The 12,055-nt window shown below is 73.7% G+C and carries 14 protein-coding genes and 1 pseudogene; 5 read left to right on the top strand and 10 right to left on the bottom strand.

The features are described 5' to 3' along the window. Positions 1-2 precede the first annotated feature (2 nt). A complete protein-coding gene (locus tag RWK90_RS06700) occupies positions 3-671 on the bottom strand; it encodes a DNA-3-methyladenine glycosylase 2 family protein (RefSeq protein ID WP_314036067.1) in 669 nt (222 codons plus the stop codon). 112 nt (positions 672-783) lie between these two features. On the opposite strand from RWK90_RS06700, the gene RWK90_RS06695 reads away from it, so the two are divergent. Further along, complete coding sequence (locus RWK90_RS06695) at positions 784-1,416, top strand: YdcF family protein (protein WP_314036065.1); 633 nt, start codon at positions 784-786, stop codon at positions 1,414-1,416. Between the two features lie 27 nt (positions 1,417-1,443). On the opposite strand, the gene RWK90_RS06690 is transcribed toward RWK90_RS06695, so the two are convergent. The 3 genes and pseudogenes from RWK90_RS06690 to RWK90_RS06680 form a co-directional block, all read right to left on the bottom strand. After that, entirely contained in the window at positions 1,444-2,004 is a 561-nt protein-coding gene (locus RWK90_RS06690) for an isochorismatase family cysteine hydrolase (protein WP_314037076.1), read from the bottom strand. A gap of 24 nt (positions 2,005-2,028) precedes the next feature. Continuing rightward, positions 2,029-2,847, bottom strand: a pseudogene (gene nadE, locus RWK90_RS06685) (ammonia-dependent NAD(+) synthetase); the annotation flags it as partial. A 73-nt stretch (positions 2,848-2,920) separates the two neighbouring features. Beyond that, positions 2,921-3,724 carry an alpha/beta fold hydrolase gene (locus RWK90_RS06680; RefSeq protein WP_314036063.1) on the bottom strand — a complete coding sequence of 268 codons (804 nt, stop codon included), beginning with the start codon at positions 3,722-3,724 and terminating at the stop codon, positions 2,921-2,923. 45 nt (positions 3,725-3,769) lie between these two features. Here RWK90_RS06680 and RWK90_RS06675 point away from each other — a divergent pair, with 45 nt between their 5' ends. Beyond that, positions 3,770-5,293, top strand: coding sequence for a hypothetical protein (locus RWK90_RS06675; RefSeq protein ID WP_314036061.1), 1,524 nt, complete (start codon positions 3,770-3,772; stop codon positions 5,291-5,293). On the opposite strand, the gene RWK90_RS06670 is transcribed toward RWK90_RS06675, so the two are convergent. From RWK90_RS06670 to RWK90_RS06660, 3 genes are all read right to left on the bottom strand, one after another. Then, on the bottom strand, positions 5,208-5,750 hold the full coding sequence (locus RWK90_RS06670) for a GNAT family N-acetyltransferase (RefSeq protein ID WP_314036059.1): 543 nt from the start codon (positions 5,748-5,750) through the stop codon (positions 5,208-5,210). The two genes, RWK90_RS06675 and RWK90_RS06670, sit on opposite strands and share 86 nt — an antisense overlap. Further along, positions 5,747-6,268, bottom strand: a complete 522-nt coding sequence (locus RWK90_RS06665; protein ID WP_314036057.1) for a DUF2599 domain-containing protein — start codon at positions 6,266-6,268, stop codon at positions 5,747-5,749. Before RWK90_RS06665 ends, RWK90_RS06670 begins: the two co-directional genes overlap by 4 nt. A 262-nt stretch (positions 6,269-6,530) precedes the next feature. Then, a complete protein-coding gene (locus RWK90_RS06660) occupies positions 6,531-7,079 on the bottom strand; it encodes a DUF1697 domain-containing protein (RefSeq protein ID WP_314036055.1) in 549 nt (182 codons plus the stop codon). Positions 7,080-7,126: 47 nt separating this feature from the next. Here RWK90_RS06660 and RWK90_RS06655 point away from each other — a divergent pair, with 47 nt between their 5' ends. Further along, positions 7,127-7,567, top strand: a complete 441-nt coding sequence (locus tag RWK90_RS06655) for an SRPBCC family protein (RefSeq protein ID WP_314036053.1) — start codon at positions 7,127-7,129, stop codon at positions 7,565-7,567. On the opposite strand, the gene aroD is transcribed toward RWK90_RS06655, so the two are convergent. Further along, a complete protein-coding gene (gene aroD / locus RWK90_RS06650; RefSeq protein WP_314036052.1) occupies positions 7,558-8,415 on the bottom strand; it encodes a type I 3-dehydroquinate dehydratase in 858 nt (285 codons plus the stop codon). The two genes, RWK90_RS06655 and aroD, sit on opposite strands and share 10 nt — an antisense overlap. 38 nt (positions 8,416-8,453) lie before the next feature. Next, complete coding sequence (locus RWK90_RS06645; RefSeq protein WP_314036050.1) at positions 8,454-8,936, bottom strand: DUF4262 domain-containing protein; 483 nt, start codon at positions 8,934-8,936, stop codon at positions 8,454-8,456. Between the two features lie 198 nt (positions 8,937-9,134). Here RWK90_RS06645 and RWK90_RS06640 point away from each other — a divergent pair, with 198 nt between their 5' ends. Continuing rightward, positions 9,135-10,280: a patatin-like phospholipase family protein gene (locus tag RWK90_RS06640; RefSeq protein WP_314036048.1), complete on the top strand. Its 1,146-nt coding sequence runs from the start codon at positions 9,135-9,137 to the stop codon at positions 10,278-10,280. Positions 10,281-10,307: 27 nt separating this feature from the next. On the opposite strand, the gene RWK90_RS06635 is transcribed toward RWK90_RS06640, so the two are convergent. Continuing rightward, entirely contained in the window at positions 10,308-10,898 is a 591-nt protein-coding gene (locus RWK90_RS06635) for a DUF732 domain-containing protein (protein WP_314036046.1), read from the bottom strand. A gap of 161 nt (positions 10,899-11,059) precedes the next feature. Here RWK90_RS06635 and RWK90_RS06630 point away from each other — a divergent pair, with 161 nt between their 5' ends. Continuing rightward, positions 11,060-12,046, top strand: a complete 987-nt coding sequence (locus RWK90_RS06630) for a sterol desaturase family protein (protein WP_314037074.1) — start codon at positions 11,060-11,062, stop codon at positions 12,044-12,046. The last annotated feature ends 9 nt before the right edge of the window (positions 12,047-12,055 follow it).

Raw genomic sequence — 12,055 nt, 5'->3', positions numbered from 1 at the left:
GCCTAGGACGCCGCCGTGGGTGCGGGCACCGCCTCGCCGGACTGGTCCACCGCGCGCCACAGGTACCAGGAGGCCACCGACCGGTACGGGGCCCACCGCCGTGCCCGCTCGAGCATCAGGTCGGGGGAGGCCTTCTCCTCGAGGCCCAGCACCCGCTCGAAACCCCGCCGCACCCCGACGTCGGACACGGGGAAGACGTCGGGTCTGTCCAACAGGAAGATCAACTGCATCTCCACGGTCCACCGGCCTATCCCGCGGACCGTGGTCAGGGCGTCGACGACCTCCTCGTCGTCGTACTCCCTCAGCGCGGCGAGGGAGGGGATCCGCCCGGTGCGCACCGCGTCGGCGAGATCGCGCAGGGCGGCCACCTTCGGGCGCGAGATGCCGCACGCCCGCAGCTCCTCGTCGGACAGCAGGGCCACCCGGACGGGGTCGAGCTGCCCGGCGCCCGTCGCGCGCTCGCGTAGGCGTCCGGCGATCGTCGCCGCCGCCTTGACCGACAGCTGCTGGGACATGATCGACGAGGCCAGGCGGTCGAACAGGGTGTGCGGCCCCGCGTCCGGCGCTGCGGCGAGGGTGCACGGCCCCACCGCCCCGATGTGCGCACCGAGCTCCGGATCCGCGTCACGGAGGTACCGCACGGCCGTTACTCTGTCGTATCCTTCCGGCATGCCGTGCAGGGTACGCGGCGGCGTCGTGATCGCCCCGTGCTATAGGTAACGGCCGCTCCGTGACCGGCGATAACCATGAGGTCACGACACTGCTTGGGAGAGGACACTTCTCGTGCGTAGGACACACACGCGTCTCGCCGCGGTCGCGGCCGCCGCGGCGCTCGCGCTGGGCCTCGGCGCCGGCTCCGCCTCCGCCGGGTCGGCGGAGATGCCCACGCCCGTCGCGCTGTACAGCGGGCTGACGTCGCTCGGCTGCCAGCAGGTGAACGCCTCGCTGCTGCCGCTGTGCGGCGACTTCGAGGTGCTCACCTCCGACGATCCGGCGATGCTCACCCTCAACCCGTTCACGACCGACATCGTGATCCTGGGCGCGGGCCTGTTCCCCGACGGCGGCATCCGGCCCGTGCTCGAGGAGCGGCTGCGCACCGGCTTCCGGCTGGCGCAGGCGTACCCGACGGCGCGGATCATCGTCACCGGCGGTATGCCGCAGAACGGGCGCACCGAGGCGCGTGCGATGGGCGACTGGCTCCGCGGCGCCGGCATCTCGCCGCTGCGGATCACCGAGGAGGGCAACTCCGCCTCCACGGTGCAGAACGCCCAGTTCACCGACCGGATCTTCCGTGACCGCGGTACCACCGGTGCGGTCGTGGTGACCACCGGCGACCACGTCAAGCGCGCGGTGCTCAACTTCCGGCAGGCCGTGGGCGGGCGCATCCCGGTCACGGGCGTCGTCGCGCGGGGCTGAGCCCGCCGCCGGGCGCGGCGCGCCCGCTCACGAGCCCGACTCGGGCCAGGCTCCCGTCCGCAGCAGCTCCAGGCTGGCCTGCTGGTCGACGATCGGCTGGCGCATCTGGTCGGCGCAGAAGTCCAGCAGCGCCTCCGACAGCGCCGCGTTGTCCGAGGAGATCGCGCCGCGGGCGATCGCCACGTGCAGGTTCTCGGCGAACCCGTCGATCGCGGTCTGCGCCACACAGCTGTGCGTGGACACCCCGCACACCAGCAGGTGGTCCACGCCCAGCGCCTCCAGCCGCGCCGTGAGGTCGGTGTCGAAGAACGCGCTGTCGCGGGTCTTCACCACCTCGATGTGGTTCCCGGTGGCCAGCTCGTCGAGGAACTGCGCCTGCTCGGTGCCGGGGTAGGCGAAGCCCTGGTCGTCCTCGCACATGTTGAGAGTCCACGTGGACCGGTCGCGGGCGTGCTCGGTCCGCACCAGGACCACCGGTCGGCCCGCCTCGTGGGCGGCCTCGATGAGCTCGTTGACCGAGGCCACCAGCTCCTCGCGGACGGACGCCAGGTCGGGGAACTCGAAGTACGAGTTCTGCATGTCGATCACCACGAGCGCCGTCTGCTCCCCGGGGCGCCACCAGGTGTCGGACACCTCGACCGGGGTGGTGCGCTTGTGCCGGTTGCGGTGCCACACGGACTCGATGGTCTCGGCGACCTGCTCGGGGACGTCGCGGCCCTCGAGGTAGTCGTCGATGTCGTCATAACGTAGGCCGAGCTCGTCCTCGTCGGTCTGCCCGGCCTTCTCATCGAGCAGGTCGGCGGTGGGGACCTTGTTCCACAGCTGCTCCGGGGCACCGAGGTGGCGCAGCAGGGCGCGGCCCTGCCGCTTGTTCAGGCCCGCCAGGGGGAGGACGTCGGCGGCGCCGTCGCCGAACTTGGTGAAGAACCCGGTGACGTTCTCCGCGGCGTGGTCGGCGCCGATCACCAGCAGACCGCGATCCCCGGCGAGTGCGTACTGGGCGACCATGCGGTGGCGCGCCTTGGCGTTGCCCTTGGTGAAGTCGGTGAGCTCGCTCCCGGTGGCCTCGCGGATCTCGGAGTTGAGCGCGTCCACACCGGGCGCGATGTTCACCGTCACGGCCTCGTCGGCGTCCACGAACTCCACGGCCGCGGCAGCGTCGGCCTCGTCGTGCTGCACCCGGTAGGGCAGGCGCATCCCCACGAACACCGCGTCGCCGCCCTCGGCGCGGATCCGCTCCACCGCGAGCTGGGCCAGGCGTCCGGCCAGGGTCGAGTCGACCCCGCCGGACAGGCCGAGGACGTAGCCCGCGGCGCCGCTGGCCCGCAGGTAGTCCACGAGGAACCGCACCCGCCGCTCGACCTCGGCGGCGGGGTCGATCTCGGGCTTCACCCCGAGGTGGTCGATGATCGTCCTCTGAAGTTCACGCATGGACCCATTGTGCGAAGCCCGCGCGCCGATGCCACCGCTGGTCCGGCTCCGCGCCGATGCGGGCGCGCCGGACCTACCCGCCGCAGCCCTCCACGAACTCGCCGACGAGCCGCGGCCACCCGGCCACCTCGGCCGGGGTGCGCGCCACCTCCAGCCGGGCGTCCGGCAGCAGGTCACGCAGGTGCTCGGCCACCTCGAGCGGATGCGAGGCGTCCTGCGGCCACGCCAGCAGCAGCACCGGCATGCCCAGCCGGGCGATCTCGGACTCCGGCGGCAGGTCCGTGGCGGCGGCGCCGCGGAACGCCGCGGGCAGCCACTCGTCGGCCACGTCCGGAGCGGTGTGCGGCCGTCCCGGGTCGATCGCCGGCGAGGTCGGCGGCGTCCGCGTCAGCTCCGACCACCGCGCGCCGCCCCACCGCGCCACCTGCCGGGCGGCCAGCTCGTACAGTCGCGACTGCTCACGCCGCCACCCCCACACCGTCGGCGGGATGCCCAGCGTGAGCGAGGCGAACCGGTCGGGCTCGGCGGCCGCCGCGGTGAGCAGCGTGGCCGATCCCATCGACTGGCCGACACCGTGCACCCGCTGACCCGGGAACTCCTCGTTGAGCAGCGCCAGCAGGTCGCGGGCCAGCACCGGCCACGTGTAGTCCCCGGGCTCGGTGGTGCCGGGCGACTCCCCGTGCCCCCGGGCGTCGTAGCGGACCACGTGCAGTCCGTCGCGGCCCGCCGTGAGATCGAGCCCGAACACCTCGTCGCGGCGCCGGCTCGAGCTCAGGCCGTGCAGCTGCACCACCGGCAGCCCCGCCCCCCTGCGGTCCCGGGCCAGGGCCCGCCCGTTCCCGCCGGGTCGGGTCGCGGACCGTCTCGTCGTCGTCACACTCCAGGCCTTTCCCCGTAACACGCCGGCCCTACCGTGCGGGCCATGAGGCTCACCACGGTAACCCGGATGGACCTGCCGGACGGCGTCGTGCACCGGTATGTGACGAAGATCAGTCCAGCTCAGGGCCGCGATCTGACGCCGTCGTTCGACCAGGCGCGGCATGCGTCGCTCGGGCCGCGCGCCGGGTCGTGGATGGCGCTGGCGTTCACCCTGCCGCTCGCGGCCGACCGCGAGCAGGTCGCCCGCGCGTGGCTGCGGGTCATCGCGCGGCACGGGACGCTGCGCACGGTGCTGGTGGGCGGGGCCGGGCGCCGGCCGGTCGGGGAGGAGGGTGGGCGCGGCGGGGCCGACGACGGTAGCGGTCGGGTCGGCGGCGAGGTCGACGACGGCGAGGTCGACGGCGAGCTGCGCCTGCGGCCGGTGACCGTGCAACCCCTCGGGTGGCGGATCCCGCCGGCCGGGCCGGAGGAGGACCCGAGGGCCGTGATCCGCCGGGTGTTCGACGAGGCGTGCTGTCCGTTCGCGCGGCCGGCGCACGCGTTGTGCCTGGTGCAGCCGCGGGACGAGCGCGAGCGTCCGGTGGTGGTGATCGGGTTCGACCACAGTCACGTGGACGCCTGGTCGCTGCTGGTGGTGATGCGTGACTTCTGCGCGGGCCTGGGGGATCGGCCCCGCGGTCCCGGGCCGGGCGGGGGTCCGGGGTGGGTCGGGGCCGGTCCGGGGTGGGCCGGGGCCGCGCTGCCGGCGGCGTTCTCCGAGCACACCGCCGAGCTGGCCGCCCGACCCCCTGCGCCGGGCCGGGTGCACTCGCGGTGGGCGCAGATCATGGCGCGCGGCGACGGCGGGATGCCGGTCTTCCCGCTCGACCTGGGCGACATCTCCACCCCGCGCGAGCAGGTGGTGGAGGTGCGCGATGTCCTCGACTGGGACGGGGTCGCCGCGCTGGAGACGGCGGCCGCAGCGGCCGGGGTGCGGATGATCGCGCTGGCGGTGGCGGAGATGACCGAGGTCCTGCGCCGCCGCGCCGGGGTGGGGCTGCGCGCCGTGCTGCCGGTGCACTCGCGGCACGACGTGGAGCGGCCGCACCACTGGGACGACTCGGTGGGCTGGTTCATCACCAACTCGGTCATCGAGTGCGCCGACCCCGACCCCGCGGCCTGCGCGGCGGCGGTGCGCGAGGCGATCGAGCTGGGCTCGCACCCGCTGGGGCCGATCCTCGCCCCGTACGGCGGGATGCCGCACACGCCCGGCATGTTCGCGGTGTCGTGGCTCGACCACCGGCGCCTGCCCGTCGACGTGGACCTGGGCCTGCGTCCGCAGCACGTGTCGGCGGTGATCCGCACCGACGGGGTCATGGTGTGGTTCGTGGTCAACGGCTCGGGCCTGCACGTGCGGTGCCGGTACCCCGACACGGCCGCCGCGCGAGCCTCGGTGGGCGGGTGGCTCGACGACCTGTGCACCGGCCTGGTGCGCCGCGCCCTCAGTCCGGCGGTGCCGGAGGTGCCAGCGGATCCGGGCCCAGGTCTGCCTGCATCCACGTCACGTCCAGCCACCGCCCGTGCTTGAACCCGATCCGTTCGAGTCGCCCCGACTCGCGGAACCCGAGCGCCCGGTGCAGCGCGACACTGGCCTCGTTGGGCAGGGTGATGATCGCCAGCAGGCGCCGGAAACCCCGCGCCTCGAGGCGGGTGAACAGCTCGCGGTAGAGCGCCCGACCCAGGCCGTTCCCGCGGGCCTCGGGGGCCAGGTAGACGCTGACCTCGCAGGACCAGCGGTACGCGGCGCGCTCCTTGACGGGCCCGGCGTAGGCGTAGCCGAGGACGCGTCCGTCGAGCTCCGCGACCAGCCAGTCGTGGTGCTCGAGGGCCCGCGTGATCCGCCCGGCGAACTCCTCGACGTCCGGCACCTCGGTCTCGAACGTCACCGTCGTCTCCCGCACGTACGGCGCGTACACGTCGCGGCATCCGGCGGCGTCCTCGGGAGTGGCGGGGCGGGTCACCGGCTCTTGCCGGGCACTGCTCATACCTCCGGCCCTCCCGGGTTGCACCCCTCGGCCAGCATCCGCTCCGGCGACACGACCGGCCGCCACGGTTCGACGTTCCACGTGGGCTTGTCCGGTTCGAGCAGCCGCGCCCACGTCCAGTGACAGTCGAACTGCTCCCACATGCCCGGGGCGTCGGCGTCGGGGGCGAGCGCGAGCACCTCCCGCCAGGCCGCCTCGGCGTCGCCGGCGCCCGTGGCGCGGCGCCCGGCGTCGGTGGGCGCCACCTCGAGGGTGACGCCGTAGTCGGAATCGGCCCAGGTCGCCGTGGCGATGAACGGCGGTGCGGGCGGTGCGGGCGGTGCCGGCGGGGTCAGCGGGGACGACGGCGACGGCGGTGAGGACGGCGACGGCGAGGGGGCCCGGTGCCCGGACGGCGTCGTGAGGGTGCTGGTGGCGGGCCCGGCCGAATCGTCGGGGTCGGTCGCACACCCGCCGGCGACGGCGATCGCGACCAGCGCCGCGAGGGCGGCGGGGCGACGGGTCGGGCGGTGGCGCATCGCACGCAGTCTGCCACGAGGGAGGGGTTGCGCCCGGGTGTGACTGCAGAGGATCCTGGGAATCGAGGGATACCGGTGCCCGCGGAGAGCCCGCCCGCCGCCCTCGTCCGAGAAGGAGCGTGACAGATGCCCCCGTTCGACCTCTCCCAGCTCCAGGCCATGTGGGATGGGATCTTCCCCGCGATCTTCGGGCCGCTCGCTGCCGTGGTCGACACCATCGGAGCGTCCGTCCAGGGTCCCTGATCGCCCGATCGAGCGGGGTTCAGCCCAGGGCGAGGACCTTGCGCAGCGTTCTGATGTTCCGCATGGTCAGGTGCCGGCCGTGCGATCTGTCGGCGGTCACCTTGGCGGCGGCGGAGCTCAGCGTGAGCCCCCTGGGCACCCGCCAGTAGACGCACACCGATCCGGCCGCGACCTCCTCGGTGCCGGCCGGATCGACGGCCGCCGCCATCGCCTCGGCCACCACGGCGGTCACCTCCGGATCGTCGGAGAAGACCAGGTAGTCGTGGTGGTCGTCCAGGGTGGCGAACGGGTACCGCGCGACCGCGTCCTCGACGGCTTCGCGGGCGAGCACCTGGACCACCGCGTCGTAACCGAAGCGGCCTGCGTAGGCCGTCTCCAGCACCGAGCGCAGTTCGGCCTCGGGGCGCGGGTCGGTGAGCACCACGTTGCCGGTGGCCAGCACCGTCCTCACCTCCGCGCACCCGGCGGCCTCGGTGCACGCCCGGAGATCCGCCATGGCGATGCGCCCGGACTTTCCCACGTTGATCCCCCGCAGGAGGGCGATCTTGCGATCGGTGGCCGCGTTCACGGTTCGATCGTCCCACCGCATCCGCTCGTGGGGGTAACTTCTCGGCCATGGCAGTGTCAGTGCAGTCGGTGACCACGATCGAGGCCGGGGTGCCCGAGATCATGTCGGTTCTGGCCGACGTCGAGTCCCTGGTCGACTGGTCGGAGTCCCACCGGGAGGTGGAGGTGCGGGAGGCCGACGACGAGGGCTGGCCCATCGTGGTGTGGGAGCGGATCTCGCAGTACGGCATGACCGAGGAGATGGTCGTGCGCTACGAGTGGTACGACGGCGAGGTGAGCTGGTCGCTGGTCTCCTCGACCAACCAGAAGGTCCAGAACGCGCGGTACGTGCTCACCGACAACGGCGACGGCACCACCCGCGTCGTGTTTGACCTCGAGGTGGAACTCAAGGTCAAGCTGCCGGGCATGGTCGTGAAGAAGGCCCAGAAGCACATCGCCGACGTGGCGACGGCCGGCCTGCGCGAGGAGGTCCTGCGCCGCTACGGCTGACCGCTACCCGGGTGCAGGAGGTCGAGCGCCTCGCGCACCCGCGCCGCGGGGAGCTGGCCCGGCGCGGACGCCTCGCCCACGGTGGCGAAGGTGGCCGCCGACCCGAACGCGCCCCCGCCGATGCGGGTCACCGCGCCCAGCGCCCCCATCGACATGGTGATTAGCGGGATCCGCGCGTCCCGGTGGCGACGCTCTGTGGCGGCCAGCAGGGTCACCACGTCGGCCGCCGAGCGCGGCATCACCGCGATCTTGGCCACGTCCGCGCCCGCGTCCTCCATCGCGGTCAGCCGGGCGACGATCTCGTCCGCCGACGGGGTCGCGTCGAAATCGTGGTTGGACGCCACCACCGGGACCCCCTGGTCGTGCGCGGCCGCGATCGCCTCCGCCGCACGCGGGTGTCGGTACTCCACGTCCACGGCCGCGGCCAGGCCGCTCCCCGCCAGCAGCTCGACGAGCCGGGCGTAGGTCTCGTCCGCCAGCGGGGCGCCCCCGCCCTCGGCGGTGGTACGGAACGTCGCCAGGACGGGGATGTCCGGCAGGGCCGCGGCGATCGCGCCGAGTGCGGCCACCACCGGGACGGGGTCGATCCCCGTCCCGGCGGCGCCGGCCCCGGAGGGGTCCACGCCGGCGGTGAACGGCTCGTAGAGGTCCACCCGCCACTCGACCAGGTCGAACGGCAGGCCGCCGGCGGGGGCGTCGCCGCCCTCCTCGGCGGCCCTCACCTCCTCGCCGGCGCGGACCCGCGCAAGGGAGTCGACCTGGTGGCCGAGCTCGACGCGGTCCCGCGCGGTGACCGGCACGATGATCGACGGTGAGCTCGCGGCCAGGCGCAGCTGAGGGTGGGGCATGCCTAGACCCTACGACGAGCCCCGCCCGGCCCCGTCCGTCAGTCGCACACCTCGCACGGGCACGGGCGCCGGGCGGGGATCAGCTCCAGCGCGGCCAGCCCGCCGGTTCCGGCGGTGCGGTAGTAGCGACCGGCCCACAGCAACGTGCGCGACGGGCGCCGGACCGGCACGAGTTCCCAGGTGGTCCCCCCGGCGCCCTCGCACAACAGGTGTCCGGCGTCGAGGACCTCCCCGTCCAGGACGGCGTCTCCCCAGCGGTTGAGCAGGCCCGCGGTCTCCCGCGCCGACAGCCCGCGCACGAGCAGTTCGGGATGGCCCACGTCGGTGAGCCCGATCGTGTAGCCGTACCTCTGGTCCGGTGGTAGCGGCGCGGCGGCGCAGTCGCCGCAGTCGCAGCTCTCCCCGACGTGGATGACGTGCATCCCGTGGCGGTCGATGGCGGCGGCGACCCGGAGCATGGCGGGATCGACGGTCGCGGTGGCTGCGGAACGGGCGTAGGGCGGGACCGCGGTGCGGGACATGGTTTCTCCTGTGGTGATCGGTTCGGGCGGTGGCCCGGCATCGAACGTGCGCTCGATACGGTGCTGACGGTAGATCGTGACTACGACACGAACCGGTGACCGTGACGGCCGTGGCCGGGCGGCGCCCGGTGCACACTGGTCACGACCGCGGCGGGGCCGCGCGGGGAGCGCACGGGCGACAGGGCAGGAGGGCCGTCGATGAGAGTGGCGTTGGCACTGGGGTCCGGAGGAGCGCGCGGTTACACGCACATCGGTGTGATCCGCGAGCTCGAGGCCCGCGGTCACGAGGTCGTGGGCGTCTCCGGTGCGTCGATGGGCGCGGTGGTGGGAGCCCTCTACGCGGCCGGGAAGCTCGACGACTTCGAGGAGTGGGTGCGCGGGCTGACCCAGCGTGACGTCCTGCGGCTGCTCGACGTGTCCTTCGCCGGCGGCGGGGCGATCCGGGCGAACCGCATCATGGGCGTGATCGGCAGGATGCTCGACGACGTCCGGATCGAGGATCTGAACATCCCGTTCACCGCGGTGGCCACCGACCTGCGGGCCCGCCGCGAGGTGTGGTTCACCCGGGGCCCCGCCGATGTCGCGGTGCGCGCGTCCTTCGCGATCCCCAGCGTCATCACGCCGGCACTGGTCGGCGGGCGCCTCATCATCGACGGCGGCGTGACCAACCCCGTTCCCCTGGAGCCGCTCGCCCCGGTGAGCAGCGACCTGCTGCTGGCCGTGTCCCTGACGGGGCGCCGGACCGGGATCCGCGGGTCGACCTTCCAGGAGAGCTCGGATCCCGAGGAGGCGTCATCCGACGCGGAACCGCGGATCTCCCGCAGGGGCACGGGGGGCGGTGCCCGGCCCGCGGGCAGGCTCACGGGCCGCATCCGCACCGCCGCCGCGGACGTCCGCGACGCCGACCTGGTCCGGCTCATCGCCGCCCGCTTCGGGCAGGACTCCCACCCCGACGACGACCCGCGGGCGGACGGCGGCGACCGCGGGACGGACGGCGAGGACCGCGACACGGAGGCGGTGGGCCGCGCGCTGCTCGGCGACGACGCGGGCGACCAGCCCTCGCACGAGGTGGAGGAGGCCGTGGAGCACGGCGAGGAGGAGGTCGCCGACGACGACGGCGAGGAGGCGCTGCCCGGCACCCTGCGCATCTTCGACGTGGTCACCCACTCCATCGAGGCGATGGAGAGCATCGTCACGGCCTACCGGATGGCCGGGAACCGTCCCGACGTGCTGGTCGAGGTGCCCTCCGACGCGTGTTCGACCTTCGACTTCCACCGCGCCGACGAACTGATCGCCCTGGGTCGCCGGTTGACCGCGGAGGAGCTCGACCGGGCCGGGGTGTGAGCGGGCGCCTCCGTTGGGTGGGGGAGGTCAGGCTCCGCCCTCGTCCCCGCCGCCCTCGCCGACCTGCGGCAGGTGCTGTGAGCACAGCGCCTTGACCGCGGCCGCCACCACGACCGGCGCCTCGGTGATCGGCGCGTCGGGGTGCGCGTCGTTGTACCGGCGCAGGACGTCGACGTAGCCGATGCCCTCGTCGAGTGAGGCACACGCGTCGCGTCCGCGGGCGAGGTAGTCCTGCTCGTCGCCGGCGTCCACGCCCACCCGCCGGATGTCGTCGAGGAACTCCTCGTCCGGGTTCGCGGACCCGTCGCCGCCGTCCGTGGTGTCCTCGGGCTGGGGTTGGTCGCCGGTCGGGGCGCCGGAGCCGCCCTCGCCGTCGTCGTTCATCGCCTCACCCACCGCGCTGGTGGCCTCGGCGGCGACGGACCCCGCAGCGCTGGTGGCCTCGCCCACCGCCCGCTCCGCGGTGCCCTCCTCACCGCACGCCGCGAGTACCAGTGCGAGCGCGGCGAGACCCGACGCGGCCGCGACGGTGTGGCCCCGGGCGGGGCGGGAGCGGCCGGTGCGTCGGCGCGCGGGGCGGGAGGGGCCGGGTCGGACGGGTCGGGACGAGAGGGACACGGGATCCTCCAGACGGCCGGGACGCCGGGGCGGGCCACCGCCGGTGTGCGGGACCGGGCCTCGGTGCCGATGTGACGGGAAGGCTACGGGCCGCGCCGCGGCCGGAAGGGGGAGACGGGCCGATTGTCTGTGAGAGGTGTCACAATCGAGACGTGAACGAGATGGGATTCGTGGAGTCGCTGTCCCGCGCGCTGGCCGCGTTGGCGGATCCGTTGCACGAGCCCGTGCTGCTGGCCATCCCCGTCTTCGTGCTGTTCGTGGCGATCGAGTGGGTCTCGGCCCGCGTGCTCGAGGCCCGCGAGCCGGGCGGGTACCACCCCCGCGACGCCGTCACGTCCCTCGTCATGGGCGCGAGCTCGCAGGCGTTCTGGCTGATCGGCAAGCTCGTCGGGCTGGTCCTCTACGCGGCCGTGTGGGTGTACCTCGCGCCGTGGCACCTGCCCTCGAACGCCTGGTACACGTGGGTGCTCGCGATCCTCGGCACCGATTTCCTCTACTACTGGTACCACCGCGGCGCGCACCGCATCCGGCTCGTGTGGGCCACCCACCAGGCCCACCACTCGAGCGAGTACTACAACTTCGCCACCGCCCTGCGCCAGAAGTGGAACAACTCCGGCGAGATCATCGCGTGGCTGCCTCTACCACTGTTGGGGGTGCCGCCGTGGATGGTCTTCACCGGCTTCTCCGTCTCGCTCGTCTATCAGTTCTTCGTCCACACCGAGCGCGTCGGCCGCCTGCCCGCGCCGATCGAATTCGTCTTCAACACCCCGTCCCACCACCGAGTCCACCACGGCAGCGACGCCGAGTACCTCGACCGCAACTACGGCGGCATCCTCATCCTCTGGGACCGCCTCTTCGGCACCTTCCGGGCCGAGACCCACAGGCCGACCTACGGGCTCACCACGCCCGTGAACTCGCACAACCCGTTCTGGCTGCAACTGCACGAGTACGTCGCCATCGGCCGGGACGTCCGCCGTTCGGCCACCTGGCGCGAGCGGCTGGGGTACGTGTTCGGCCCGCCCGGCTGGACGCCCGCCGCCCCCGCCCCGGCGGTCGCCACACCGGGTGTGCCGGCGGCCACCGATCCGGGTGCGCCGGCGGCGGATCCCGCGCACCGATCGTCGGCGGGGGTTCCCGGGCGTCGTTAAGGTGTGACG

The organism is Dietzia sp. CH92, from assembly GCF_032248695.1.
Lineage (GTDB): Bacteria > Actinomycetota > Actinomycetes > Mycobacteriales > Mycobacteriaceae > Dietzia.
Note: the sequence above shows the minus strand (reverse complement) of the source record. Positions and strands in the feature narration are given on the sequence as shown.

Excerpts from the sequence above, each read along its gene's own strand:
- aroD (WP_314036052.1), bottom strand. The coding sequence starts at position 8,415 with ATGCCCCACCCTCAGCTGCGCCTGGCCGCGAGCTCACCGTCGATCATC.
- RWK90_RS06665 (WP_314036057.1), bottom strand. The coding sequence starts at position 6,268 with ATGCGCCACCGCCCGACCCGTCGCCCCGCCGCCCTCGCGGCGCTGGTC.
- RWK90_RS06645 (WP_314036050.1), bottom strand. The coding sequence starts at position 8,936 with ATGTCCCGCACCGCGGTCCCGCCCTACGCCCGTTCCGCAGCCACCGCG.
- RWK90_RS06640 (WP_314036048.1), top strand. The coding sequence starts at position 9,135 with ATGAGAGTGGCGTTGGCACTGGGGTCCGGAGGAGCGCGCGGTTACACG.
- RWK90_RS06670 (WP_314036059.1), bottom strand. The coding sequence starts at position 5,750 with ATGAGCAGTGCCCGGCAAGAGCCGGTGACCCGCCCCGCCACTCCCGAG.
- RWK90_RS06655 (WP_314036053.1), top strand. The coding sequence starts at position 7,127 with ATGGCAGTGTCAGTGCAGTCGGTGACCACGATCGAGGCCGGGGTGCCC.
- RWK90_RS06630 (WP_314037074.1), top strand. The coding sequence starts at position 11,060 with ATGGGATTCGTGGAGTCGCTGTCCCGCGCGCTGGCCGCGTTGGCGGAT.
- RWK90_RS06700 (WP_314036067.1), bottom strand. The coding sequence starts at position 671 with ATGCCGGAAGGATACGACAGAGTAACGGCCGTGCGGTACCTCCGTGAC.
- RWK90_RS06675 (WP_314036061.1), top strand. The coding sequence starts at position 3,770 with ATGAGGCTCACCACGGTAACCCGGATGGACCTGCCGGACGGCGTCGTG.